This window comes from Methylobacterium segetis, from assembly GCF_004348265.1.
GTDB lineage: Bacteria > Pseudomonadota > Alphaproteobacteria > Rhizobiales > Beijerinckiaceae > Methylobacterium > Methylobacterium segetis.
Window position 1 is genome coordinate 1 of the sequence record NZ_SMNT01000253.1, and the last position, 25,010, is coordinate 25,010.

Here is a 25,010-nt window from a genome sequence, read left to right on the forward strand (position 1 = left end):
TGAGTCGCCGCGCGGCCGCCTGTGGCCTCCGGGATACGCCGGGTCGGGCTCAGCGGCGCGGGTCAGGGCCAAACCTTGATGGCGACCGGGCGGCGCAGCAGGTCGCGCTCGGAGGTGATGCGGCACCCCTCGGTGCGCAGGGTCGCGTAGGTGAGGATCGCGGTGTCGCCCGCATCGTCGAAATTGCGGCCCTCGGCGGAGGGGTCGAGCAGGGAGGGATAGGCGATCAATCCCTCCGGCGCCGTGCAGGGATCGTCGTAGAGCGTCGCGCCGGCCATCAGGAGGCGGGGCTTGTCCCAGGCCAGGAGGTCGCGCGAGCTCGTCCAGTAGAAGCCGGATTGCGGGAATTCGCCCCCCGCCTTCGCCATGAACACGGCGATGAAGGCGCCCGTCCCGCGGTGGCGCACCACCGCGCCGACCGGGGCCGGGAACGGGGCCACCGGCTTGCAGGTGTCCGGCAACCTCGCCCGGGCGGCGTAGGGATCGGGGAAGGCCGCTGTGAAGCCCGCGCCCGTCCAGGCGCGCCAGCTTGTCGGGTCGTCCGGCGTCGCGGTCCGGAACAGGCAGACGCCGCTATCCTGATCGCTGCCCGGCCGGTCCCAGCCGGTCGTGGAGGCGAGCATGTAGCGCCAGCGCCCCTGGGCGACGATGTTCGAGGGATTGAAGAAGCCGCGATGCCGGCCCTGGTCGACCTCCTGGCGGAAGGGGGCTGCGGCGACGACGGCGGGTGGGCTGGCGCGCCGGAAGCTGCGGCCTCCGTCCCCGGAGGCGGCGGCCGTGATCGTGTTGTACCAGCACGCCATGTAGGTGCCGGCGGGGCAGCGGCCCTCGTGCTCGTTCGCCTGATACTCGTGGTGCAGGAGGGCCGCGACGGCCCGCCCGTCCTCGGTCCAGGTCGCCGTGATCCAGGAGCGGTCGTCGTAGAGGGCGGGGTCCGACTTCTCGCCGGATTCGAGCACCACGGCGCAGTCGAGCTTGAGATGATCGAGGTCCGGACCCCGCAGGGCCCGGTTGCGGTAGTGCATCCCGAACATCGCCACCGCGCCGCCCGCGTCGCGGAAGGCGCGGGCCGGTGCGTCGGGAACGTCCGCCCCGTCGCAAGCATCGCGCCCCGCCTTGAAGATCGTGCGCGGCGGGCCGACGAGGGTGAGGCTGGAGAGCGGCGGCTCCTGTCCCGCCGCGGCGGGGCCGGGAAGCGTGAGGAGCGCGGCGAGGAGGAGTGCGGGAGGGGTCGGGCGGCGCGTCATCGGGTCGGCCTGGACAAGCGGCTCAGACTCGCTTCAGAACCGTTACGATGAGCTTGACCGGGCCCGCCCGTCCGGCGTCCTCCACACTTTGGTCCCGCCCGGCGAAGGCACATCATGACCCTCCTGATCCTCGGCCTCGTGCTCTTCCTCGGCACGCACGGCTTCTCGATGGCGCGGGCCAAGCGCGCCGAGCTCATCGGCCGCGTCGGCGAGGGGCGGTTCAAGCTCGGCTACACGCTGCTCTCGCTCGCCGGCCTCGTCCTGATCGGCATCGGCTTCCACGAATACCGGGCGTCCGGCTACATCCCGGTCTGGAACCCGCCGGTCTTCACGCGCCACCTCGCGGTGCTGCTCACCCTGTTCGCCTTCATCGCGCTGGCCTCGACCTACCTGCCCGGCCACATCCGGGCGCGGGCGAAGCACCCGATGCTGCTGGCCGTGAAGATCTGGGCAACCGCCCATCTCCTCGCCAACGGCGATCTCGGCTCGATCCTGCTTTTCGGCGGCTTCCTCGCCTGGGCGGTCATGGCTCGCATCAGCGCCAAGCGCCGCGCGCTCACGGCGGGGCAGGTCGCGGCCCAGCACGGAGGGGAGGCGGCGCGGCCGGCGGGCTGGCGCAACGACGCCATCGCGGTCGCGGTCGGCGTCGCCGTCTGGTTCGTGTTCGGGCGCTACCTGCACTACCCGCTGATCGGCGTGTACGCGTGGCCCGGCATGGCCTGACGGTCCGCCACGGCGCCCACGGGACGGTCGCCAAGCCGCGAGGTCTGTGCTAGGCGCGGGCGCTCACGAACCAGCTTAAGGCGGCCAGCCCCACGGGCCCGGCCTGAGAGACGATGGCCGACAACAACGAGTTCTTCCGCGAGGTCAACGAGGATTACCGTCGGGATCAGGTCGCGCAGATCTGGCGCCGCTACAGCGGCGTGATCATCGCGCTGGCGGTGCTCGTCGTGGCGGCCGTCGGCGGCTGGCGCTATTGGCAGAGCGCGCAGCGCCACGCGGCGGAGGCGGCCTCCGAGCAGCTCGACACGGCCAACCGCCTCGCCCGCGAGGGCAAGTCGGACGAGGCCGACAAGATCTTCACGGGCCTGGAGACGAACGGTCCCGCAGGATACCGGCTCCTGGCGCAGCTGCGCTCCGCGGTCGAGGCCGCCAAGCGCGACCCGGCCAAGGGCGCCGCCGAGTTCGACGCCATCGCCGCCGATACGGGCGCGGGCGACGGCCTGCGCGACCTTGCCCGCCTGCGCGCCGCGCTGCTGCGCCTCGATTCCGCCGATCCGGCGCCCGCGCTGGCGAGCCTGCAGGGCCTCGCGGCCGGCAGCCCGTTCCGCCACACCGCCCGCGAGATGCTCGGCCTCGTCGCGCTCAGGCGCGGCCAGTACGAGGAGGCGGGCCGCTGGTTCGACCAGCTCACCACCGACCCCGAGACGCCGCAGAACCTGCGCCAGCGCATCGAGGTCTACGCCGCCCTCGTCGCCGGCGGCCCGGTCACTGTCACGGACGCCAAGCCCGAGCCGGCCGCGCCGCCCCCGCCGATCACCCGCTGAGCGAACCGGCCGGCCGACCGGCCGGTTGAGAAGAGCGGGTTCCTGTCGAACCTCGAGACCGTTTCCGCCCCGGCGGAGCGGCCCCGGCGGGCCTCGCGATGCCCGCCCACCCAACGGACGAGACCTCAGTCATGGACCTGCCGACCGTCGCCATCGTCGGACGGCCGAATGTCGGCAAGTCGACCCTGTTCAACCGTCTCGTGGGCAAGAAGCTCGCCCTCGTGGACGACCGGCCCGGCGTGACCCGCGACCGGCGGGAGGGCGACGTCAATTTCGGCGGCCTCCTGTTCCGCATCATCGACACGGCGGGGCTGGAGGAGGCGGATTCCGGCTCGCTCCTCGGCCGCATGCGCGCGCAGACCGAGGCCGCGATCTTGGAAGCCGACGTCGTGCTCTTCGTCATCGACGCGCGGGCGGGCGTGCTGCCGGCCGATCAGCCCTTCGCCGAGATGGTGCGCCGGGCCGGCTGCCCCGTCATCCTCATCGCCAACAAGGCCGAGGGCGGCGCGGGGATGAGCGGCGCCTACGAGGCGTTCTCCCTCGGCCTCGGCGACCCGATCCCCTTCTCGGCCGAACACGGCGAGGGCATCGGCGAATTGCACGAGGCGCTCCGGGAGGCGCTGCCGAAGCCCGACCCGGAGGACGAGGACGAGGAGGGCGATCCCGCCGGTCGCTCCCTCAAGGTCGCCATCGTCGGCCGCCCCAACGCGGGCAAGTCGACGCTCATCAACCGGATGCTGGGCGAGGAGCGCCTCCTCGTCGGCCCCGAGGCGGGCATCACCCGCGACTCGATCTCCCTCGATTGGGAATGGCGGGGCCGCAAGATCAAGCTGCACGACACGGCCGGGATGCGCCGCCGCGCCCGCATCGACGACAAGCTCGAGAAGCTCGCCGTCTCGGATGGCCTGCGCGCCGTGCGCTTCGCCGAGGTGGTCGTGGTGCTCCTCGACGCCACGATCCCCTTCGAGAAGCAGGATCTGACCATCGTCGACCTCGTGGAGAGCGAGGGCCGCTCGGTCGTGATCGGCCTCAACAAGTGGGACCTCGTCGCCGACCAGCCGGGCCTCCTCAAGACCCTGCGGGAGGATTGCACCCGGCTCCTGCCCCAGGTGCGGGGCGTCGCGGTCGTGCCGCTCTCCGGGCTCGCGGGCGAGGGCATCGACCGGCTGATGAAGGCGGTGGTCGAGGCCGCCGAGGTCTGGAGCAGCCGCGTCTCGACGTCACGCATCAACGATTGGCTCAACGAGGCGACGAGCCGCAACCCGCCGCCGGCCGTCTCGGGCCGACGCATCAAGATCCGCTACGCCACGCAGGTGAAGAGCCGCCCGCCGCATTTCGCCCTGTTCGGCAACCAGCTCGACGCGCTGCCGAAATCCTATACCCGCTATCTCGTGAATGGCCTGCGCGACGCCTTCGACCTGCCCGGCACCCCGATCCGCCTCTCGCTGCGCACCTCGAAGAACCCGTTCGACAAGGGCTGAGCCCGAGACGCGCCCTCAGGCGGCGCGGACGGCCCCCAAAAAGTCGCCGACCTGACCGCGCAGGCGCTCGGCCTGCTCGGCCAGTTCGGAGGCGGCGGCGAGCACCTGCGTGGCGGCGCCCCCGGTCTCCTCGGCGGAGCGGGACACCCCCGCGATCGTCGCGCTCACATCGTCCGTGCGCCGCGAGGCCTGCGCAACCGAGTCGACGATCCGGCACGCGGCCTCGTCCTGCTCGCCCGCCGCCCGAGTGATGTCGAGGGCCGTCTCGTGAACCGAGCCGATCGTCCGGGCGATGCCGGTAATCGCCGCGACCGCACGGCCCGTCGCCGCCTGCACGGCGGCGATCTGCTCCCCGATCTCGGCCGTCGCCCGGGCCGTTTGGCCAGCCAGATCCTTGACCTCGGCCGCGACCACCGCGAAGCCACGCCCCGCATCTCCGGCGCGCGCCGCCTCGATCGTGGCATTGAGCGCCAGGAGGTTGGTCTGTGCGGCGATCCCCGAGATCAGGGCGATCACGTCGCCGATCCGGCTCGCGCCGTTGGAGAGGTCGGCCACGATCCCGGCCGCGGCGGTGGCTTCGTCCACGGCGGCCTGGGCGGACTCGGCCGAGAGCGCGATCTGCCGCCCGACCGTGCCGACCGAAATGCCGAGGGCTGAGGCCGAGGCGGTGACGAGCGAGACGTTCCCCGCGGCGTCCCGGGCGGCCTGCGCGACGTGGTGCGATTGCTCGGCCGTCGCGCCGGCCGTCGCCGTGAGCTGCCCGGCCGTGGCCTGCATCTCGACGGCAGCGGACGAGACCCGTGCGACGACGTCGCCGACCGAGCGCTCGAAGCCGCGCACGAGGTCGTCCACCACGAGCGCCCGGCGCTCGCGCGCGGTCCGGTCCGCGGCCTGCTCCGCCCTCAGCCGCTCGGCCTCGACGAGCCCTTCCTGGAAAACCGCGACGGAGCGGGCCATCGCGCCGATCTCGTCGCGGCGCCCCGTGGAGGGCACCGTGCCGGCGAGGCGGCCCTCGGCGAGACCTCGCATCGTCCGGTTCAGGGCCGCGACCGGGCGTCCGAGATGGGCCGTCAGACGCCACGCCACCGCGGCCGTGCCGGCGATGACCAGCGCGAACACGCCGAGGAGCAGGAGCAGCGCCCGCCTCTGCTCGGCCTTGAAGTCCGAGATGTCGAGGGCGACCTCCACTGTCCCGATCGCCTCGCCCGCGTAGTTACGGAGCGGGCCGGCCAGAACCGCGCTCGGGCGTCCCTCCAGACGGGTCTCCTGCCATTCCGCGAGGCCGGCCCCGGCGGCGGCCGCGGCGTGGGCGGCCGGGGTCAGGAGCGTCTTCTCGGCGAAGGTCGCGGCGAGGGTGGCGGGGGTGTCGCCCTTCACGAGGTGCATCGCGATGTCGACGCCGAGTTCAGCCTTCATCCGCGCCAGGAAGGGGACGCCGAGGGCGCTCCCCATGTCGGCGATGCCGACGAAGCGATCGTCCTTGAAGATCGGAACGACCGCGAAGATGCCGAGCGTCTCGCGCCCCGGCTCGATGCCGGCCACGGTGCGATGGTCCCGGATCGTGTCACGGATCATCGCGCGCCGCGCCAGGATCGAATCGCCCCAGGTCTCGGGCGCGTGGATCCGCACGTAGGCGCGCCCATCCGGCAGGTGCAGGTTCAGGAAGGTGATCTTGAGGTCGTCCCGCAGCGGCGCGAGCGCCCCCCCGTAGCGCGACATCAGGGCCTGGCGGTCCTGCCGGTCGAGGGCGTCCGCCACGCTCGGGTCGCGGGCGAAGAGGTGCGCTAGGGCGAGGCCCTTCGCGCCTTGGTCGTCCATCGCCTTCAGGACGGCCTGATACCGTTGGTTCAGCTCCGACCGGATCGCGTCCGCGCCGGCCGCCTGCTGCTGCCAGTAGGCGGCGAGCCCGACGATCGCGGCGGCGCCGAGCGAGCAGGCGAGCAGCGCGGCCGTGAGCTTGCTGCCGATCGAGGCCAGCATCGTGACGGAACCAAGTTTCATGGTCTGAAGTTTCCCGTTCTTGGCGCAGGAAAGTCCGGGTCTATAGTCGCCAAATTCAGTTAATGCCGGCTCATCGGCGGCAGCAACATTGGTCTTTGTCGAACGCATCAGCCGGATTGATTGAGCAGATTTGCCGGAATGCCAAAGAGACTTGCGTAGGAAATGTCCTCGCAGGTGGCCGCAGGCAGGGAAGGGCAGGACAGCGTTGGGGCGGAGGCGGCGGGCAGGCCACGCGCACCCGCGGCCGGAACAATCCTCCGAATTCCTCGTCTCCTCCGAGCAAGGATAAAAAATATTCTCCTACGGATCGATGGAGCATTGAAAACCGCGGCTCTTGCCTCGCGCCAGAGAGACTTTATCTCCCGCGGCCGATCGCGCCGAGCCGCACCCTGATGGTCCAGACCTCTCCCGCGCCCGCCGCGGCGTCCGGCAACCGCGCCAAGCTTCGCGCCGGTCCGTTCCGCCTGATCCTCGCCGGCCTTGCGATGGCCGCCCTCGCAGCGACGGCCTTCCTCGTCGACCGCTACGCGGGCGGGGACTGGGGCACGGCGCTCCACACGGTGGGCGAGACCCTGAGCGGGCGCGACTTCTGGATCGCGGTGGCGGTCGGCCTGTTCGCGCAGGTGGTCGACGGTGCGCTCGGCATGGCCTACGGCGTCACCTCGACGAGCTTCCTCCTGTCCACGGGCGTGCCGCCGGCGGCCGCATCCGCCTCCGTCCACATCGCCGAGATCTTCACGACCGGCTTTTCCGGCCTGTCGCATTGGCGGCTCGGCACCGTCGACAGGGGGCTCTTCAAGCGCCTGCTCATCCCCGGCATGATCGGCGCGGTGACGGGCGCCTACCTCGTCACGTCAATCGAGGGCGACGTGCTGCGCCCCTGGATCACCCTCTATCTGCTGGTGATGGGCCTCTACATCCTCGTGAAGGCGTTCCGGACGATCCGGCTGCGGACGAAGCCGCCGACCTACATCGCGCCGCTCGCCCTGGCCGGCGGCTTCGTCGACGCGGTCGGCGGCGGCGGCTGGGGGCCGGTCGTGACGACCTCCCTCGTCGGCGGGGGCCAGGACCCGCGCATGACGATCGGCTCGGTCAACGCGGCCGAGTTCTTCCTTGCGGTGACGAGCGGCGTTTCCTTCACCCTGTTCGGGGGCTTCACGCACGTCTCTGTCATCGCAGGCCTGATCATCGGCGGCCTATTCGCGGCGCCCCTCGCCGCCCTGCTGGTGCGGACCCTGCCGGCGAAGGTGCTGATGATCACGGTGGGTCTGCTGATCGTCGGGCTGAGCGCCTTCAACCTCTGGACAATGCTCGCCTGAGGCGCATTCAGGCGGGGGAGGGGGGTGCCTCGCCCTTCGCCGTTCGGGCGAGCCAGTCGACGACCGCGTCGAGGGCCTGCCGGTTGGTGTGGCCGGCCTCGCGCGCCGCCTCGAAGGCCGCGATCTGGCCGTCCGCGCTCGTGCCCTCGGCGACGATGCGGCGGGCGTTGCCCACCTCGTCGACGCAGCCGAGGGCCTCGGCATCCTCCCCGATGAGGCCGAGGAGTCCCTCGAGCGCCTCCGCATAGGGCAGGGCCCGCTCGCTTTCCTCGTCGATCATCTCGGCGTCGGTGCCGCTGCGCTGCGCCCGCCACAGATTCTCTTCCGCGAGCGCCCGTGAGACGCCGTCGAGCCGCGCGTTCAGCTCCGGCCGCCGCACCACGAGGCGCACGAGGCAGCGGAACAGGGCGGCGATCGTCAGCGCATCCTCCAGACGCGTGCAGGAATCGGCGATGCGCAGTTCGAGCGTCGGGAACTTGATCGAGGGCCTGAGCGACCACCACAGGAAGCTCGCGTCCTGGATCGAGCCCGCCTTCGTCATGATGCGCAGGTAGCGCTCGTAATCGGCCGGGCTCGGGAAGAGTTCGGGAAGGCCGGTGCGCGGAAGTTCCCCGAAGGCGCTCAGGCGATAGGCTGTGAGCCCGGTCGGTTTGCCCTGCCAGAAGGGGGAGGAGGCCGAGAGCGCGAGCAGGATCGGCTGGAACGGCAGCAGGCGGTTCATCAGGTCGATGCGCGCCTCCGGATCGGGCACCTCGACATGGACGTGCATGCCGCAGATCAGGCTGCGCCGCCCGGCGAGCCCGACATCGCGCAGGATGCCCGTGTAGCGGTCGCCCTTCGTCGGCAATTGCCGCGCCCAGTCGGCGACGGGGTGCGTGCCGGCGGCGAAGACGAGGAGTTCGTGCCGGGACCCGATCTCGGCGAGCGCCGCGCGCTGGCGGCCCAGCACGGCGCGGGCCTGCGCGAAATCGGTCGAGGGCGGCGTGCACACCTCGACCTGGCACTCGAGAAGTTCGCGCCCGATCTCGGGCAGAGCTTCGGCCGCCTCGGCGTGGAACGCCTTCACCGAGTGCCGCGGCGTACCACGGGTCTCGGCATCGGCCAGAAAATATTCTTCCTCGATGCCGAACCGGTAGGCGTGGGAATTCATGGCAATCCCTGCAGAGACGGCCGAGGGATGTAGGGCGCGCCGTGAGCGCGACGGCCTGCCATCCCGAACTTTTTTGTGCGAAGCCGTTCCGCTCACGCGGCCACGACGTCGATGCCGAGAGCCTTCGCGCAGGACGCCATCTTCACGTCAAAGGTCATCAGAGCCGCCGAAGCCCTGCGGCACAAGGCGAGGTTCAGGGCGTCCGGCGTGCGAAGGGTCAAGTCGAGGCGCCGGAGAAAGGTGCCGGCTTCCGCCACGTCCGAGGCGGACGTGTCGATGGCATCGGCCACCATTGCGGCCCAAGTGTCGAGATGCCCGAAGGCTTCCCGCGCTGCGGACATGTCGAGACCGCCCGTCCGAAGGCGCCGCGCGATCGCCGAAGCGAATTCAGCTTTCGCGAAATCGCTGACGACAACGAGGGGTGCTTCGCGGGCGAGATAGGTTTCCGCACGTGCCGTGAGAGCATCGGCGGTGAGCAGCGCGACGAGAACGCTCGCGCCGAGATAGATCCTCACCGGTCCGCGTCATCGTCGCGCAGCCTGCTCAGGAGGCTGCCCGCGTCGCACTCGGCAGAGCGCCGGCTATCTCGGCGTTCTCGCAGCCAAGCGAGGTCTGCCTCCGTTACCGGGGGCCCCCTCCTCGAATCGGCTTCAGCTCGGCGACGGGCCGGCCCGCGCGCGTGATCACCACGCCCTCGCCGGCGAGCGCGCGGTCGATCAGGTCGGATAGGCCTCTCTCGGCGTCGGAGATCGTGTGCTCGCTCATGGCATCCCTCGACAGGGCGCCTGAGTATCGGGCGACGCGTCGGTGCAAGTCCAGGGGCGTCAGGCGCGCAGCGGCCCGCCCACCAGCCATGCCGGGTCGAACCAGCGGTCGGCCTCGCCGTCATAGGGGAGCCGGGTGACGTCCCAGTGCTGGATGTACGGCGCGTAGACGTTCCAGACCGCGATGCCGCCGCCGACGAAGATGCGCCGGCCCGGATAGCGGCTCAGCACCGCTTCCGGATCCTCGTGGGAGCGGATCACGTCGATCGTGCGGTCCCGGAAGGCGAATTCGGGCACGGAGGCCACCGTCTTCGGGCCGGCGATGAGCACGTGCCCCATGGTGAGCGCGAAGAAGCGCGTCACGTCCTCCACGAAGAGCGGGTCGGTGTTGCCCTCCCAGGGCAGGTGCCCGTTGAGGCCGAGTTGCCCGCGCTGCCCGATGGCGCAGATGCAGCGAACGTCGATCATGTCCGGTCCGTCTTCCCTTCCTACCGTCGTCTGGTCGAACCCGCGCCCGCCTCCCGCGGTTCAGGCGGGCCCCTGCGGCGTCAGCACCGAGTCGGTCGGGAAGTCGTAGATCTTGCCCGTCTCCGTCCAGTCGGGATGCGCGAGGCGCACGAAATGGGGGGCGAGATCCTCCGGCGTGCGCAGGCTCTCCGGATCCTCGCCGGGGATCGCCGCCCGGCGCATGGCGGTGCGCAGCGGCCCCGGGTTGAGGAGCATGGCCCGAACCGCCGTCGTCTCGTTCTCGGCCGCGTAGGTGCGCACCATCGCGTCGAGAGCCGCCTTCGAGACGGAGTAGGGCCCCCAATAGGCCCGGCATTTCTGGGCGGCGCCGGACGTGACGAAGATCGCGCGGCCCGCATCCGACATCCGGAGCAGCGGGTCGAACGAGCGCAGGAGCCGCCAGTTCGCGGTGACGTTGACGTCCATCACCTGCTGCCAGGTCTTGATGGGGATATGCCCCAGGGGCATCAGGCTGCCGAGGATGCCCGCATTGCCGACGAGGATGTCGAGCCGCTTCCAGCGCTCGTTGATGGCCGCGCCGAGCCGGTCGATCGCCTCGTAGTCGGTGAGGTTCATCGGCACGAGCGTCGCGCCCGACCCGGCCGCGCGGATCGCGTCGTCGAGCTCCTCGAGCGCGCCCTGCGTGCGGGCGAGGGCGATCACGTGGGCGCCCGCGCCGGCGAGCGCCAGGGCGGCGGCGCGGCCAATGCCGCGCGAGGCGCCAGTGACGACGGCGATGCGCCCGTCGAGGGGCTTTGACGAGAGATCGCTCATGGCGGCGCGCTCAATCCGCCTCGGCCAGCATCGCGAGGCGCTTCGGGCCCGCGATGGCGAGATCCGTCAGGCTCGTCGGGTAGTCGCCCGTGAAGCAATGGTCGGTGTATTGCGGGCAGGCGCCGTCGCGGCGCGCCTCGCCCATCGCCCGGTAGAGGCCGTCGATCGACAGGAAGGCCAGCGAGTCGGCGCCGATATACTGGCGCATGCCCTCGAGGTCGTGGGTCGCGGCGAGCAGCTTCTCGCGCTCGGGCGTGTCGATCCCGTAGAAGTCCGGGTAGGTGATCGGCGGCGAGGCGATGCGGAAATGCACCTCGCGGGCGCCGGCCTCCCGCATCATGCGCACGATCTTCACCGAGGTGGTGCCGCGCACGAGGCTGTCGTCGACGAGGACGATCCGCTTGCCCTCGATCGCGGCGCGGTTGGCCGAGTGCTTCATCCGGACGCCGAGCTCGCGCACGGACTGGGTCGGCTGGATGAAGGTGCGCCCGACATAGTGGTTGCGGATGATACCCATCTCGAAAGGCAGGCCCGTCTCCTGCGCGAAGCCCAGGGCCGCGGGCACGCCGGAATCCGGCACCGGCACGACGACGTCGGCGGGCGCTGCCGCCTCGCGGGCGAGCTCGATGCCGATGTTCTTGCGCACACCGTAGACGCTCTTGCCGTTCACGACGGAATCGGGCCGGGCGAAGTAGATGTATTCGAAGATGCAGGGCCGCATCGGCCGCTTCTCGGCGAAGCGGATCGACTCGATGCCCTCCTCCGAGATCACGACGATCTCGCCGTTCTCGACGTCGCGCACGAACTTGGCGCCGATGATGTCGAGGGCGCAGGTCTCCGAGGCCAGGATGTAGCGCCCGTCGAGCTCGCCGAGGACCAGGGGGCGGATGCCCATGGGATCGCGGGCGCCGATCAGCTTCTTGTTCGTCAGCGCCACGATGGCGTAGGCGCCCTCGATCTGGCGCAGCGCGTCGATGAAGCGCTCGATGATCCGCGGGGCGCGGCTGCGGGCGGCCAAGTGCAGGATCACCTCGGTGTCCGAGGTCGATTGCGTGATGGCGCCGTCGCGCACGAGGTCGCGGCGGATCGAGAGGGCGTTGGTCAGGTTGCCGTTATGCGCCACCGCGAGGCCGCCGCCGGCGAGTTCCGCGAAGAGCGGCTGCACGTTGCGCAGGATGGTGCCGCCCGTCGTCGAGTAGCGGACATGCCCGATCGAGGATCGGCCTTTCAGGCGCTCGATGGTCGAGCGGTCCGAGAAGGAATCGCCGACGAGGCCCGGCCGGCGCTCGGAATGGAAGATCTCGCCGTCGAAGGAGACGATGCCCGCCGCCTCCTGGCCGCGGTGCTGCAGGGCGTGGAGGCCGAGCGCGACGACGGCGGACGCGTCCGGATGCCCGAAGATGCCGAAGACGCCGCATTCCTCGCGCAGCGTATCCCCATCGCGGTCGAGCCCGTCGACGACACCGAGAGGGTGGCGGGCGGGCGCGGAGCGGTCTGACATGCCTTTGGTGATCCCTCGTGGCCGCCGCCGCTGGCTACGCGCGCGATCCGACAGCTGAACGCGAACGATGCGGCAGGCAAGGCCCTAGGCCGGCATCGTCAAGAGACCGTTATCTAGTCGGCGATTCGGGCGCAACCAAGCCGCGGGGCGCGCGAACCAACCCGCGCGGCGAGCAGGTCAGCGCCGCGGTGCGGGCGTGGCTGCGGGCTGGCCGCCGGCCTCGGAGCGGCGCTGGGCCGGCGCGTCGGTCTCGGCGGGCGCCTCGACGGGCTCGTTCGGCGGCGTCTCGATCTTCGGCTTCTTGAACTGCTTGAGGAGCCCTTCCGGGTTCTCGGGCAGCTGCGCCACCAGGGCCTCGCCGGATTTCTCGAGCATCGGGCGGGTCTTGGCCTGCGCCGCCCAGTCCGGCACCTTGCCCTGCACCAGCCAGGCCAGGAACACCCAGCCGATCACGCAGATGAGGAAGCCGCGGGCCGCGCCGAACAGGAAGCCGAGGGAGCGGTCGACGGCGCCGATGCGCGAGTCGAGCACCACGTCCGAGACCTTCACGGTGATGATCGAGACGACGATCAGCGTGCCGAGGAAGATCGCCGCGATCGAGGCGACGAGGGCGACGGTGTCGCTCGTCACGTGCTGCTTCACGGTGGGCAAGAGCAGGGGGTAGAAGGACCACGCCACCGCGGCCGCCGCCACCCAGGCGATGATCGCCAGCACCTCGCGGGTCACGCCGCGCACGGCCGCGAGCAGCGCGGAAATCACGACGATTCCGAGGACGACGAGATCGAGAACGGAGAACGGCATCGCGTCCTGTAAGCTACGCGGGGATATGCGAGGTCATCGCCGGATTCGTGCGGCTCCCCCGGACCGCGCCCTCTCTATACCCCGCGGAAACTCGGCCGTCACCCTGGCACGACGGGCTCAATCCTCCTCGACGAAGCGGCCCCGCCCGCGCTCCGATCCGGCCCGGCGGGGGGCGCCCGCGGCGATGCCGGAGACGAGATCGGCGATGTGGCGCAGGGCCTCCGTCGGGAAGGCGCGCTCGCCGGGCTCGCCGCGCCCCTGCGGGGTCAGCGCCTTCGAGAAGCCGAGCTTCTGCGCCTCCTTCAGCCGGGCGGTCGCCTGCGCGACGGGCCGGATCGCGCCGGACAGGCCGATCTCGCCGAAATAGACGCTCTCGTGCGGCAGCACGGCGCCGGACAGGGAGGAGACGAGGGCGGCGGCCACCGCGAGGTCGGCCGCGGGCTCGGTGATGCGCAGCCCGCCCGCGACGTTCAAATAGACGTCGTGGGTGCCGAGCCGGATGCCGCCATGGGCCTCGAGCACGGCCAGCACCATCGAGAGCCGGTTCGGGTCCCAGCCCACCACCGCGCGCCGCGGCATGCCGAGGGAGGAGGGGGCGACGAGCGCCTGGATCTCGACGAGGAGCGGGCGCGTGCCCTCCATCCCGGCGAAGACCGCCGTGCCCGGCGCGGCGTGGTCGCGCGCGGCGAGGACCAGGGCGGAGGGGTTCGGCACCTCGGCGAGCCCCCCGTCCGTCATCTCGAAGACGCCGATCTCGTCGGTCGGGCCGAAGCGGTTCTTCACCGCGCGCAGGATGCGGAAATGGTGGCCCTGGTCGCCCTCGAAGGAGGCGACCGCGTCGACCATGTGCTCGACGACCCGCGGCCCCGCGATCTGCCCGTCCTTGGTGACGTGGCCGACGAGAATCACGGCCGTGCCCGTGGTCTTGGCGAAGCGGATCAGCGCCTGGGCGGAGCTGCGGACCTGCGTGACCGTGCCGGGGGCCGATTCCACCGTCTCGGTCCACATGGTCTGGATCGAGTCGATGATGGCGAGCGCGGGCGGGCGCCCCTGCGAGAGCGTCTCGACGATGTCCTCGACGTTGGTCTCGGCCGCGAGCTCGACGGGGTGCTGGGCGAGGCCGAGGCGCTCGGCCCGTAGCCGCACCTGCCCCACCGCCTCCTCGCCCGAGATGTAGGCGACGCGCTCGCCCGTGGCGGCCATGGCGGCCGAGGCCTGCATCAGCAGCGTCGACTTGCCGATGCCGGGATCACCCCCGAGCAGGATCACCGAGCCGCGCACGAAGCCGCCGCCCGTCACCCGGTCGAGCTCGGCGATGCCGGAGGCCACCCGCGGCGCCTCCTTGGCCTCGCCGGTTAGGCCCTCGAGCGGGAAGACGCGGCCGCGCGCCCGCGCGGGCCGGGTCGCCGCGGGGCCGGATTGCGGGCCGCCCCCGGGCACCTCCTCGACGATCGTGTTCCAGCCGTTGCAGGCCTCGCAGCGCCCGCGCCAGCGGTTGTAGACCGCGCCGCAGGACTGGCAGACGAAGGTCTGTTGGATCTTGGCCATGTCAGCGCGCGGTCACCGTGGGGCCGGGCCGCCGGGATGCGGCGCGAGGAGCGGGTCAGCCCCCAACATAGTGACGAACATAACGGGAACCTAGCCCTGTCAGGATCTCGTAGCCGATCGTGCCGGCTGCCGCGCCGACCGCGTCGACGTCGAGGCTGTCGCCGATCAGCGTCGCGGTCGCGCCCCGCACGGCGCCCGGCGCCTCGGTCACGTCGACGACGACGAGGTCCATCGAGATCAGGCCGAGGACGGGGCAGGGCACGCCGTCGACGAGGGCGCGGCCCGTGCCGCTCGCCGCGCGGGGATATCCGTCGGCGTAGCCGAGGGACAGGGCGGCGAGGCGGCAGCGTGCCGGCGCCGTCCAGCGCCCGTTATAGCCGACGCTCTCGCCCGCCTCGACCGTGCGGACCTGCGCGACGGCGGCATCCAGACGTACGACCGGCCGCATCGGGTTCGGCCGGCCGGGCGTCGGGTTGCCGCCGAACAGGGCGTAGCCCGGCCGCAGGAGGTCGTGGTGCGCGTGGCGCCCGAGGAAGATGCCGGACGAGTTCGCGAACGAGCCGGGAATGCCGGGCAAAGCCGCGCGGAGCGTCGCGAAATCGGCGATCTGGCGCGCGTTGACCGGGTCCTCCGGTCGCTCCGCGCTGACGAGATGGGTCATCAGGAGGTCGATCCCGGCTCGGGCGATCGCCGGCCCGCCGAGCGCCAGCGCCTCGGGAAGACGCAGCCCGAGACGGTTCATGCCGGTATCGACGTGGAGCGCCGCCGGATGCCGCCCGCGCGAGACCTCGCCCCACTCGTCGAGTTCCTCGCGCGAGCCGAGCACCGGCCGCAGCCGCGCCGCGGCGTGGGCCGGGCCGCTCCCGGGCAGGAGACCGTTCAGGACCGAGATCTCCGCCGCCGGCAGCAGGGCGCGCAGGCGCAAGCCCTCGGCGAGATGCGCCACGAAGAAGCTTCGGCAGCCCGCGCGCCAGAGGGACGGCGCGACGCGCGCCAGCCCGCAGCCATAGGCGTCGGCCTTGACGACCGCCGCGCAGGGCACGCCCGGCGCCTCGGCGGAGAGACGGCGCCAGTTGGCCGCGACCGCCCCGAGATCGACCGTCAGACGGGCGCCGTGGGCGGCCGGACCGGCATCGGGGCCGGAATCGGGGTCCGGAACTTCGCGAGGCGCCGCCTCGGCTGAGCGTTCGCGCGCGATGATCAGGGTCCCTCCGAGGCGGGCGGCCAGGGGATCTCGCGGGTCATCAGGTCCTCGAACCCGTAGGGGCAGGCAGCCGGGCCGCCTGCTCCAGCGCGCAGGCGGGCAGATCCGCCTCGTAGGCCGTATTCGTGACGTCGATGACCGACGGCCTCAGGCTCGCCACCGCCATTCTCCTTCCCATCTTCCTGCCCGACCCTATCACATCCGCTCGGGCATCCGGTCGTCCTGCGCGAGGTTCGAGAAGCGGGTGATGTTGGCGTCGAATTGCAGCTCCACGGTGCCGGTGGGTCCGTGGCGCTGCTTGCCGAGGATCACCTCGGCCTTGCCGTGGACGCGGTTCATCTCCGCCTCCCAGGCGAAGAACTCTTCCGTGCCCTCGCGGGGCTTCTTGTTGTTGACGTAGTATTCCTCGCGGAACACGAACATCACCACGTCGGCGTCCTGCTCGATCGAGCCCGATTCACGCAGGTCCGAGAGTTGCGGGCGCTTGTCGTCTCGGTTCTCGACCTGACGCGAGAGCTGCGAGAGCGCGATGATCGGCACCGAAAGCTCCTTGGCGAGGGCCTTCATGCCGGTCGTGATCTCGGTCATCTCCTGCACGCGGTTGTCGCCCTTCTTCGAGGAGCCGGACAGGAGCTGCAGGTAGTCGACGATGAGGAGGTCGAGCCCCTTCTGCCTCTTCAGGCGGCGGGCGCGCGCGGCGAGCTGCGCGATCGAGATGCCGCCCGTCTGGTCGATGTAGAACGGGATCGTCTGCATGTCCCGCGCCGCATCGGTGATCTTGTAGAAATCCTCCGGCCGGATGTCGCCGCGGCGGATCTTGTAGGAGGGCACGCCCGATTGCTCGGCGATGATGCGGGTGGCGAGCTGCTCGGCCGACATTTCGAGGGAGAAGAAGCCGACGATGCCGCCGTTCTTGGTCTCGATCGTGCCGTCTGGCCGCTTCTCGCCCTGGTAGGCCTTGGCGATGTTGAAGGCGATATTGGTGACGAGCGAGGTTTTGCCCATGGCCGGGCGCCCCGCGAGGATGATCAGGTCGGAGGGCTGCAGGCCGCCCATCTTGGCGTCGAGGTCGGACAGGCCGGTGGCGATGCCGGAGAGCTTGCCGTCCCGCTGGTAGGCCTTGGCCGCCATGTCGACGGCCGCGGTCAGCGCGTCCGAGAATTTCTGGAAGCCGCCGTCGTACTTGCCCGACTCGGCGAGCTCGTAGAGGCGGCGCTCGGTCGCCTCGATCTGGTCGCGCGGCGCCGCCTCGACGGGCGCCTCGTAGGCGCCGTTCACGAGGTCCTCGCCGATCGTGATCAGGCGGCGCCGGATCGCGAGGTCGTAGATGGTGCGCCCGTACTCGCCCGCGTTGATCACCGTGGTGGCGTCGGCCGCGAGCCGCGCGAGGTATTGCATCACGGTCTGGCCGCCGAAATCGGCGTCGCCGAGATAGGTCTTCAGCGTGATCGGGGTCGCGAGCTTGCCGGCCTTGATGAGGCTGGTCGCCACCTGGAAGATCTGCTGGTGCGCCTCCTCCATGAAGTGCTCGGGCAGGAGGAAGTCCGACACCCGGTAATACGCGTCGTTGTTGACGAGGATCGCGCCGAGGAGCGCCTGCTCCGCGTCGATGTTGTGGGGCGCGACCCGGTACTCGGCCTGCACCGTCTCGAGCTTCGCCGTGAGGGCGTTCGGTAGGGCCATCGCCAACTCGCTCCGATTCTCGTGGCGGCTCGGCCGAGCCGTGATCCGACAACAGGGGCCGACCATGGCACCGTCATGGTTGACCGATGCTTTCGCCCATTCCGCCCGGGACGGCCCCGCGCAAAAAAGGTCGCCCGCCGCTCATGCAAGCGGCGGGCGACCATGCTGGAACAAATGTGGAACGTGTCAACCCTCGGTCCGAACGCTCCCCGTTCTCCACCGATCCGCGGTGGAGAACTCGCGGTGGAGCGCCCTCAGGCGGTCTCGTCCTCGCCGCTCTCGGCCAGCGCCGCACCGACCTCGAGGCCGAGGTCGTCGAGGTTGAACTGCTCGCGCTCGGTCACCGACTCGCCGCGGGCCTGACGCTCGGCCTCTTCCGGGCTGCGGGCGACGTTCACAGTGACGCTCACCTCGACCTCGGGGTGCAGCACGACCGGGACCGTGTGCAGGCCGAGCGTCTTGATCGGCTGGTTCAGGGTGAACTGGTCGCGGGAGACCGAGAAGCCCTCCTTCGTGACGACCTCGGCGAGGTCGCGGGTCGAGACCGAGCCGTAGAGCACGCCCGTCTCGCCGGACTGGCGGATCAGGGTGAAGTTCTGGCCGTTCAGCTTCTCGGCGACGCTCTCGGCGTCCTTGCGGCGCTCGAGGTTGCGGGTCTCGAGCTGGGCACGTTGCGTCTCGAAGTGCTTCTTGTTGCCCTCGGTGGCGCGCAGCGCCTTGCCGCGGGGCAGCAGGAAGTTGCGGGCAAAGCCCGGGCGGACCTTCACGGTCTCGCCCATCTGGCCGAGCTTGGCGACGCGTTCGAGCAGGATCACATCCATCGGGGTCTTCCTTCTTGGTCTGGTGTCAGGATCTGGCCGCGCCGGCACGGCGCAGGTTCAGGGCGGTATCGGCGATGCCGAACAGGGTGAGGGCGAACAGGGCGATGCCCTGGGTGATGAACAGGATCAGGTAGAGGCCGAACAGCAGGGCCCCGCGGCCCGCGCGGCCGCGGCTGCGGTCGTGGAAGGCGGCGAGCCCCTGGAGGGCGAAGGCGGCGCTGAGCGAGCCCGCGAGCGCGGTGCCGAGCAGGCCCGGATAGCCCGGCAGGAAGCCGAGCAGCACCGCGGCCCCGAGGAGGGCGAGCACGGCGCGCGGCATCACCGTGGACGGCAGGTCCGGCCAGGGCCGGGGCAGGCGCCCCGAGATCTGCACGATGCGGGCGGCGGCCCAGAGATAGAAGGTCAGGAGCAGGGCGAGGCCCTGGGTCGCCAGGGCCGGAGCGATGCGGGCGAGGGCGTCGGCCACCTCCGCCTGCTGGGCGGAGGCCGGATCGGACGAGGGCGCCTGCCCACCCTCGGCGGGGGCCTGCTCAGCCGGGGCGGCGCCGTCCTTCGGGGGTGCCTGGCGCGGCGGCTGCGTGCGCACGATCGAGGCGCTCATGCTGCGCAATTGCGCGTGGAAGGTCTCGTAATTCGGCGAGGCGATCACGGCGATGGCGACGAAGGCGAGTGCCGCGGTGGCGGCCGTCCAGCCGAGGAGCCGGCCGGTCGGGTACCATTCGAGGCTGCCGTCCGCGCCGGGGCGGCCGAGCAGTGCGAGGTAGGCGAGCCACCACGCGGGCAGCGCCAGATAGGCGCCGAAGCCGAGGCCGAGGAAGGGGGTGACGACGAGGGCGAGCGCGAGGCTGCCCGTCGCGGCGGCGACGAGCGCGGCCTTGTGGCTCCAGCCGAGCCCGACGATCAGCACGGGCAGGGGCGCCAGGAGGTAGAGCACGATGGCGAGGGGCGTCGCCTTCAGCAGCACTCCGAACAGGAGCGCCGAGACGAGGCCCGCACCGATGCCGATGCCGAGATACTGTTTCATCGCTCCCGCTGTCCCGCTGACCCGTTCCGGGCAGGGTTAGGGGCGGTCGTTCGCCCCAGCGTCCCGGCGGACGCTTCGGTCCGCCGGTCGGTTGGTCGTCCCGGCCGCAGGGCCGGGAGAGAATGCGCTACTTGATCACGTAGGGGAGCAGGCCGAGGAAGCGGGAGCGCTTGATCGCCTGGGCGAGCTCACGCTGCTTCTTGGCCGACACCGCCGTGATGCGCGACGGCACGATCTTGCCGCGCTCCGACACGTAGCGGGAGAGCAGCTTCACGTCCTTGTAGTCGATCTTCGGGGCGTTGGCGCCCGAGAAGGGGCAGGTCTTGCGCCGACGGAAGAACGGACGACGGCCACCGCCGCCACCAGCACCGAATGCCATGACTTAGTTCTCCCCGCCGAAATTGCGCTCGGGACGGTCGCCGCGGTCGCCGCGGTCGCGGTCGCCGAAGCCGCCGCCGAAACCCTCGTCGTCGCGACGCCGGCCGCCGCGGTCGCCGCGGTCACGATCCTTGCGGTCGTCGCGGTCGCGCTTCTGCATCATCGCCGACGGCTCGCTCTCGAGCTCCTCGACGCGGATCGTCATGAAGCGCAGGACGTCCTCGGAGATCTGCATCTGGCGCTCCATCTCGGCGAGGGCCGCCGGGGGCGCCTCGATGTTGAGGAGCGTGAAATGCGCCTTGCGGTTCTTCTTGATGCGGTAGGCGAGGGACTTCACGCCCCACATCTCGATCTTGTCGACCTTGCCGCCGTTCTGCTCGATGACGCCCTTGTAGGTCTCGACCATGGTCTCGACCTGCTGGGACGTCACGTCCTGGCGCGCCAGGAAGACGTGCTCGTATAAAGGCATTGCGGGCCCTTCAGCATGAATGGGACCCGACCGCACGCGTGAGGGCGCGGGGAGATCGGGCCGGTTGCATCACGCATCGCCCGGCGCCAAGCCCTTCGAGCCGAATGTTTCAGGCCCGAGCGGTTGATCGAAGGCGGAGACACGGGACGACGGGCGAGGCCCTGCGCCGCGAGCGGCACCGTCCGTTCAGCCCCCAGCCGGAGCGAACGCGAGGTGGGGCCTATAGCGGGGATGATCGCGATCTACAAGGGCACGTCGTCTTGATGATCGCTTCATGATCGCATCCGGCTCCGGACGGATCGGCCGTGCGGCTACTTGAGGGAGGCCGCGATGGCCTGCTGGATGCCGAGGATGTTGGCGCCGCGCTTCAGCGTGCGCTGGATCGGATCCGGCCTGCCGGAGACCCAGATCTTGAGTTCCGAATCGAGATCGAAGCTGCCCGCGGTCTCGATCGAGAAGGCGGTGATCGCCCGATAGGGCACCGTCAGGTACTCGACCTTGCGGCCCGTCAGACCCTGCCGGTCCACGAAGACGAGCCGGCGGTCGGTGAAGACGAAGAGGTCACGGATGACCTTGAAGGCGACGCGCACGCTCTCGCCCTCCGCGAGCACCCCGGCCATCTGGTCGCGCAGTTCGTCCGCGCTGAGGTCGCTGCCATGGCCGAGCAGCCCGTCGAGGAATCCCATCTTGCCTGTCCTCCGCTCCGCCGGGGCATATGGGCCGGGCGGGGCCGCCTTGCACCCTCGGCGCTTTCAAGCCGCCGCCGCCTCGGATAGAGCAGCGCGGAGGCGGGAGCACCCGCCGCGCAACAGGAAACGACCCGTGTCCGTCTCCCGCCTCCGTCTCGGCGTCAACATCGACCATGTCGCGACCGTCCGGAATGCCCGCGGCGGCGCCTATCCGGACCCGGTGCGCGCGGCGCGCCTCGCCGTCGAGGCCGGGGCCGACGGCATCACGGCGCATCTGCGCGAGGATCGCCGCCACATCCGCGACGCCGACATGGACGCCCTCAAGGAGATCCTGACGGTGCCGCTCAACTACGAGATGGCGGCCACCGACGAGATGATCGGCATCGCCCTGCGCATCCGGCCGCACGCCGCCTGCCTCGTGCCGGAGAAGCGCGAGGAGCGCACCACGGAGGGCGGCCTCGACATCATCGGCGCCCGCGAGCACCTCAAGCCGCGCGTCCGGGCCCTGTCCGAGGCCGGCATCCGGGTCTCCCTCTTCGTCGAGCCGGAGGAGCGGGTGATGGAGGCGGCCCGCGCCCTCGGCGCGCCGGTCGTCGAGCTCCACACCGGCAGCTATTGCGAGGCGGCGACCGCGCGCGATGCGGAGCGCGTCGCTCAGGAACTGTCCCGCATCGCGCGCGCCGCCGAGTACGGCGCCGCGATCGGGCTGGAGATCCATGCCGGCCACGGCCTGACCGTCGACAGCGTCGGCCCGATCGCCCGGCTGCCCCAACTCGCCGAGCTCAACATCGGCCACGCCATCATCGCCGAGGCCATCTTCGTCGGGCTGCCGCAGGCGGTGCGCGACATGCGCGCGGCCATGGATGCAGCGCGCCGTGGGATGGCGGGGGCGGCGGCGTGATCCTCGGCATCGGCTCGGATCTCTGTGACATCCGCCGAATCGAGAAGTCCCTGGAGTGCTTCGGCGACCGCTTCACGCACCGGGTCTTCACGGACGGCGAGCGCGCCAGAAGCGACGCGCGCGCGGCCCGAGCTCCGTCCTACGCGCGGCGCTTCGCCGCCAAGGAGGCCTGCGCGAAGGCGCTCGGCACAGGCCTGAGCCTCGGCGTGTTCTGGCGGGACATGGAGGTCGTGAACCTGCCCGGCGGCCGCCCGACGCTGCGCCTCACGGGCGGCGCGCTCGCACGCCTCTCCGAGATGACGCCGCCCGGTCACGAGGCGCGCGTGCATGTCAGCCTCACCGACGACCCACCCCTCGCGCAGGCCTTCGTGATCATCGAGGCGGTGCCGTGCGGCACCTTGCGGGATTAGCCGGCGGCGCTCACGCGTTGCGGGCGCTCCCGGCTTAGTCTAGACCGCCGCACACAGCGGACAGGATCGCGGCACGCTCCCCACCTTGTGCATGCCGATGGGCCGGGCCGGGGGGCCTCGTCGAGGGACTGGACGAACCAATGGAACGCGCACGCGTGGATCACGACACGAAGCACGAGATTCGGGCGGCCGAGACCGGTTCCACCGGCACCTGGGCCAGCATCCGCGAGACCCTGAAGGTCGGCATCCAGGCGCTGCTCATCGCCCTCGTGGTGCGCACGCTGCTGTTCCAGCCGTTCAACATCCCGTCGGGCTCGCTGGTGCCGACGCTGCTGATCGGCGACTACCTGTTCGTCTCGAAATACTCCTACGGCTACTCGAAGTACTCGCTTCCTCTGAGCGAGTACATTCCCGTGAAGTCGGAGGGCCGCGTCTGGGCGGCGGAGCCGAAGCGCGGCGACATCGCCGTCTTCAAGCTGCCGAAGGACAACGCCACCGATTACATCAAGCGCGTGATCGGCCTGCCGGGCGACAAGATCCAGGTCGTCGACGGCGTGCTCAACATCAACGGCAAGCCGGTCAAGCGCGAGCGGATCGCCGATTACGAGACGATCGATCCCTACGGCCAGGCGACCAAGGTGCCGCAATACATGGAGACGTTGCCGAACGGCATCGTCCACCGTGTCATCGAGCGCGACGGCGACAACGGCTTCTGGGACAAGACCGAACTCTATACGGTCCCGCCGGGTCACTATTTCATGATGGGCGACAATCGCGATAACTCGACCGATTCGCGAGACCTCGCCAATGTCGGCTACGTGCCGTTCGAGAACTTCGTCGGCCGCGCCGAGATGATCTTCTTCTCGATCGACGAGGGCACGCCGGCCTGGCAGATCTGGAACTGGCCCGCCAAGGTCCGGTGGAACCGCATCTTCAACACGATTCACTGACGGTGGCACCTTGAACGACGCCGCGCGTCCCACGAGCCGCGCGCGGCGCGCGCACAAGCCGAAGCCGCCCCTCAGCGCGCTGGAGGATCGCCTCGGCCACACCTTCGCCGACCCGAATCTCCTGAGCCTCGCGCTCACCCATGTCAGCAAGGCGGCCGGCCGCACGGGCAGCTATCAGCGCCTGGAATTCCTCGGCGACCGGGTTCTCGGCCTCGCCATCGCGGACCTGCTCTACCGAACCTTCCCAGAGGCCGACGAAGGCGACCTGTCGCGGCGCCTGGCCGGCCTCGTCCGCCGCGAGACCTGCGCCTCCGTGGCCGCCGCCTGGGACGTCGGCCCGCATCTCGTGCTCGGGCCGGGCGAGGTGATGGGGGGCGGACGCCGCAACCAGACGATCCTCGCCGACGTCTGCGAGGCGATCCTGGGCGCCGTCTACCTCGATGCCGGATTCGCCCGCGCCCGGGACCTCGTGGAGGCGGCCTTCCGCCCCGGGGAGAAGACCGGCGCGCCGCGCGGGCGCGACGCGAAGTCCGCCCTGCAGGAATGGGCGATGGGTCGGGGGCTTCCCATTCCCGCCTACGAGGTCGTCGAGCGTTCCGGCCCCGACCACGCACCCCGCTTCCGCATCGCCGCCCGGGTCGAGGGCATCGAGCCGGGCTATGGCGAGGGCACGTCCAAGCGCCTCGCCGAGCAGGAGGCGGCCCGCAGCGTCCTCGCCCGCGAGGGCATCGGGGAGAGTGCGGCCGAAACCAACGCGACCGAGACCGGTTGATGGGGCACCTCGCCCCGCTGAGGAAATGACCCGATGGCCCGAGCGCCGCAGGACGACACCCCCGAACAGGGACAGGACGGCCCGCACATCCCGCCGCTCCCCGCGATGCCGGCGGATGCGCGCGCGGGCTTCGTCGCGTTGATCGGCGTGCCCAACGCCGGCAAGTCGACGCTGCTCAACAGCCTCGTCGGCACCAAGGTCTCGATCGTCTCGCGCAAGGTTCAGACGACCCGCGCGCTCGTTCGCGGCATCGCCATCGAGGGCAGCGCGCAGATCGTGCTCGTCGACACGCCCGGCATCTTCGCGCCCAAGCGCCGCCTCGACCGGGCGATGGTGCACTCGGCCTGGAGCGGCGCGGCCGACGCGGACGCGATCTGCCTGCTCATCGATGCCCGCAAGGGCGTGGACGACGAGGTCGAGGCGATCCTCGCCCGGCTTCCCGAGGTGCGGCGGCCGCGCATCCTCATCCTGAACAAGATCGACCTGATCCCGCGCCAGAGGCTCCTCGACCTCGCGTCCGGCCTCAACGGACGGATGGAGTTCGCCCACACCTTCATGATCTCCGCCCTGAACGGCGACGGCGTCGCCGACCTGAAGCGGAGCCTCGCCGCGATGATGCCGCCCGGCCCCTGGCTCTACCCGGAGGATCAAGTCTCGGACGCGCCGATCCGCATGCTCGCCGCCGAGATCACGCGCGAGAAAATCTACGACCGGCTGCACGAGGAACTGCCCTACCGATCGACGGTGGAGACGGACCAGTGGCAGGTGCGCGGCGACGGCTCGGTGCGCATCGAGCAGACGATCTTCGTGGAGCGCGAGAGCCAGCGCTCGATCGTGCTCGGCAAGGGCGGCCAGACCATCAAGGCGATCGGTCAGGCGGCGCGCCTCGAGATCGCCGAGGTGGCCGAGGCGAAGGTCCACCTGTTCCTTCACGTGAAGGTTCGCGAGAATTGGGCCGACGATCCGGCCCGCTATCGCGAGATGGGCCTCGAATTCCCGAAGGCCTGAACGCACCCGCGGCGCCCCCGCGCAGGCGCACGAGCCCGGCTCCCGATCGAAACGCCGCATC

Annotated in this window: 26 protein-coding genes; 9 read left to right on the forward strand and 17 right to left on the reverse strand. The window is 70.8% G+C overall.

Annotation, left to right across the window (positions count from 1 at the left end):
• Nucleotides 1–62: 62 nt before the first annotated feature.
• A complete protein-coding gene (locus E1J50_RS26490; protein WP_132257244.1) occupies nt 63–1,247 on the reverse strand; it encodes a hypothetical protein in 1,185 nt (394 codons plus the stop codon).
• Between the two features lie 114 nt (nt 1,248–1,361).
• Here E1J50_RS26490 and E1J50_RS26495 point away from each other — a divergent pair, with 114 nt between their 5' ends.
• The 3 genes from E1J50_RS26495 (at nt 1,362) to der (ending at nt 4,275) form a co-directional block, all read left to right on the forward strand.
• Entirely contained in the window at nt 1,362–1,970 is a 609-nt protein-coding gene (locus tag E1J50_RS26495; RefSeq protein ID WP_132257246.1) for an NnrU family protein, read from the forward strand.
• A 113-nt stretch (nt 1,971–2,083) separates the two neighbouring features.
• Nucleotides 2,084–2,794: a tetratricopeptide repeat protein gene (locus tag E1J50_RS26500; RefSeq protein ID WP_132257248.1), complete on the forward strand. Its 711-nt coding sequence runs from the start codon at nt 2,084–2,086 to the stop codon at nt 2,792–2,794.
• Between the two features lie 131 nt (nt 2,795–2,925).
• Entirely contained in the window at nt 2,926–4,275 is a 1,350-nt protein-coding gene (der, locus tag E1J50_RS26505) for a ribosome biogenesis GTPase Der (protein ID WP_132257251.1), read from the forward strand.
• A gap of 15 nt (nt 4,276–4,290) precedes the next feature.
• On the opposite strand, the gene E1J50_RS26510 is transcribed toward der, so the two are convergent.
• Nucleotides 4,291–6,276: a methyl-accepting chemotaxis protein gene (locus tag E1J50_RS26510; RefSeq protein ID WP_132257253.1), complete on the reverse strand. Its 1,986-nt coding sequence runs from the start codon at nt 6,274–6,276 to the stop codon at nt 4,291–4,293.
• A gap of 392 nt (nt 6,277–6,668) precedes the next feature.
• Between E1J50_RS26510 and E1J50_RS26515 the strand changes: the two genes are divergently transcribed.
• A complete protein-coding gene (locus tag E1J50_RS26515; RefSeq protein WP_132257255.1) occupies nt 6,669–7,595 on the forward strand; it encodes a sulfite exporter TauE/SafE family protein in 927 nt (308 codons plus the stop codon).
• A gap of 7 nt (nt 7,596–7,602) precedes the next feature.
• On the opposite strand, the gene E1J50_RS26520 is transcribed toward E1J50_RS26515, so the two are convergent.
• The 15 genes from E1J50_RS26520 to E1J50_RS26590 form a co-directional block, all read right to left on the reverse strand.
• Nucleotides 7,603–8,745, reverse strand: a complete 1,143-nt coding sequence (locus tag E1J50_RS26520; protein WP_132257257.1) for a carboxylate-amine ligase — start codon at nt 8,743–8,745, stop codon at nt 7,603–7,605.
• Between the two features lie 92 nt (nt 8,746–8,837).
• Nucleotides 8,838–9,260, reverse strand: coding sequence for a type II toxin-antitoxin system VapC family toxin (locus E1J50_RS26525; protein ID WP_132257260.1), 423 nt, complete (start codon nt 9,258–9,260; stop codon nt 8,838–8,840).
• A gap of 106 nt (nt 9,261–9,366) precedes the next feature.
• Nucleotides 9,367–9,510 (reverse strand): type II toxin-antitoxin system Phd/YefM family antitoxin, encoded by a 144-nt coding sequence (locus tag E1J50_RS28275; RefSeq protein ID WP_245516773.1) that lies wholly within the window; start codon nt 9,508–9,510, stop codon nt 9,367–9,369.
• Nucleotides 9,511–9,569: 59 nt separating this feature from the next.
• Nucleotides 9,570–9,977, reverse strand: coding sequence for a dihydrofolate reductase (locus E1J50_RS26535; RefSeq protein WP_132257262.1), 408 nt, complete (start codon nt 9,975–9,977; stop codon nt 9,570–9,572).
• A gap of 60 nt (nt 9,978–10,037) precedes the next feature.
• Entirely contained in the window at nt 10,038–10,790 is a 753-nt protein-coding gene (locus tag E1J50_RS26540) for an SDR family NAD(P)-dependent oxidoreductase (RefSeq protein WP_132257263.1), read from the reverse strand.
• Between the two features lie 10 nt (nt 10,791–10,800).
• Nucleotides 10,801–12,291, reverse strand: coding sequence for an amidophosphoribosyltransferase (gene purF / locus E1J50_RS26545; protein WP_132257264.1), 1,491 nt, complete (start codon nt 12,289–12,291; stop codon nt 10,801–10,803).
• A 177-nt stretch (nt 12,292–12,468) separates the two neighbouring features.
• Complete coding sequence (locus E1J50_RS26550; protein ID WP_132257266.1) at nt 12,469–13,092, reverse strand: CvpA family protein; 624 nt, start codon at nt 13,090–13,092, stop codon at nt 12,469–12,471.
• Nucleotides 13,093–13,209: 117 nt separating this feature from the next.
• Nucleotides 13,210–14,640 carry a DNA repair protein RadA gene (gene radA, locus E1J50_RS26555; RefSeq protein ID WP_132257268.1) on the reverse strand — a complete coding sequence of 477 codons (1,431 nt, stop codon included), beginning with the start codon at nt 14,638–14,640 and terminating at the stop codon, nt 13,210–13,212.
• A 55-nt stretch (nt 14,641–14,695) separates the two neighbouring features.
• On the reverse strand, nt 14,696–15,745 hold the full coding sequence (alr, locus tag E1J50_RS26560) for an alanine racemase (protein WP_245516780.1): 1,050 nt from the start codon (nt 15,743–15,745) through the stop codon (nt 14,696–14,698).
• A gap of 294 nt (nt 15,746–16,039) precedes the next feature.
• Nucleotides 16,040–17,527, reverse strand: coding sequence for a replicative DNA helicase (locus E1J50_RS26565; protein ID WP_132257274.1), 1,488 nt, complete (start codon nt 17,525–17,527; stop codon nt 16,040–16,042).
• A gap of 254 nt (nt 17,528–17,781) precedes the next feature.
• Entirely contained in the window at nt 17,782–18,348 is a 567-nt protein-coding gene (rplI, locus tag E1J50_RS26570) for a 50S ribosomal protein L9 (RefSeq protein WP_132257276.1), read from the reverse strand.
• A gap of 25 nt (nt 18,349–18,373) precedes the next feature.
• Nucleotides 18,374–19,372, reverse strand: coding sequence for a DUF2232 domain-containing protein (locus E1J50_RS26575; protein WP_132257279.1), 999 nt, complete (start codon nt 19,370–19,372; stop codon nt 18,374–18,376).
• A 127-nt stretch (nt 19,373–19,499) separates the two neighbouring features.
• Nucleotides 19,500–19,751 (reverse strand): 30S ribosomal protein S18, encoded by a 252-nt coding sequence (gene rpsR, locus E1J50_RS26580; RefSeq protein WP_066921788.1) that lies wholly within the window; start codon nt 19,749–19,751, stop codon nt 19,500–19,502.
• 3 nt (nt 19,752–19,754) lie between these two features.
• Nucleotides 19,755–20,219, reverse strand: coding sequence for a 30S ribosomal protein S6 (gene rpsF / locus E1J50_RS26585; RefSeq protein ID WP_132257281.1), 465 nt, complete (start codon nt 20,217–20,219; stop codon nt 19,755–19,757).
• A gap of 311 nt (nt 20,220–20,530) precedes the next feature.
• A complete protein-coding gene (locus tag E1J50_RS26590; protein ID WP_132257283.1) occupies nt 20,531–20,905 on the reverse strand; it encodes a PH domain-containing protein in 375 nt (124 codons plus the stop codon).
• A gap of 136 nt (nt 20,906–21,041) precedes the next feature.
• Here E1J50_RS26590 and E1J50_RS26595 point away from each other — a divergent pair, with 136 nt between their 5' ends.
• From E1J50_RS26595 to era, 5 genes are all read left to right on the forward strand, one after another.
• Complete coding sequence (locus tag E1J50_RS26595; RefSeq protein ID WP_132257285.1) at nt 21,042–21,809, forward strand: pyridoxine 5'-phosphate synthase; 768 nt, start codon at nt 21,042–21,044, stop codon at nt 21,807–21,809.
• Nucleotides 21,806–22,219: a holo-ACP synthase gene (acpS, locus tag E1J50_RS26600; protein WP_132257287.1), complete on the forward strand. Its 414-nt coding sequence runs from the start codon at nt 21,806–21,808 to the stop codon at nt 22,217–22,219. The genes E1J50_RS26595 and acpS overlap by 4 nt, the downstream gene beginning before the upstream one ends.
• 140 nt (nt 22,220–22,359) lie before the next feature.
• Complete coding sequence (lepB, locus tag E1J50_RS26605; protein WP_132257289.1) at nt 22,360–23,169, forward strand: signal peptidase I; 810 nt, start codon at nt 22,360–22,362, stop codon at nt 23,167–23,169.
• Nucleotides 23,170–23,179: 10 nt separating this feature from the next.
• On the forward strand, nt 23,180–23,941 hold the full coding sequence (gene rnc / locus E1J50_RS26610) for a ribonuclease III (RefSeq protein WP_132257291.1): 762 nt from the start codon (nt 23,180–23,182) through the stop codon (nt 23,939–23,941).
• Nucleotides 23,942–23,974: 33 nt separating this feature from the next.
• On the forward strand, nt 23,975–24,949 hold the full coding sequence (gene era / locus E1J50_RS26615; protein WP_132257293.1) for a GTPase Era: 975 nt from the start codon (nt 23,975–23,977) through the stop codon (nt 24,947–24,949).
• The last annotated feature ends 61 nt before the right edge of the window (nt 24,950–25,010 follow it).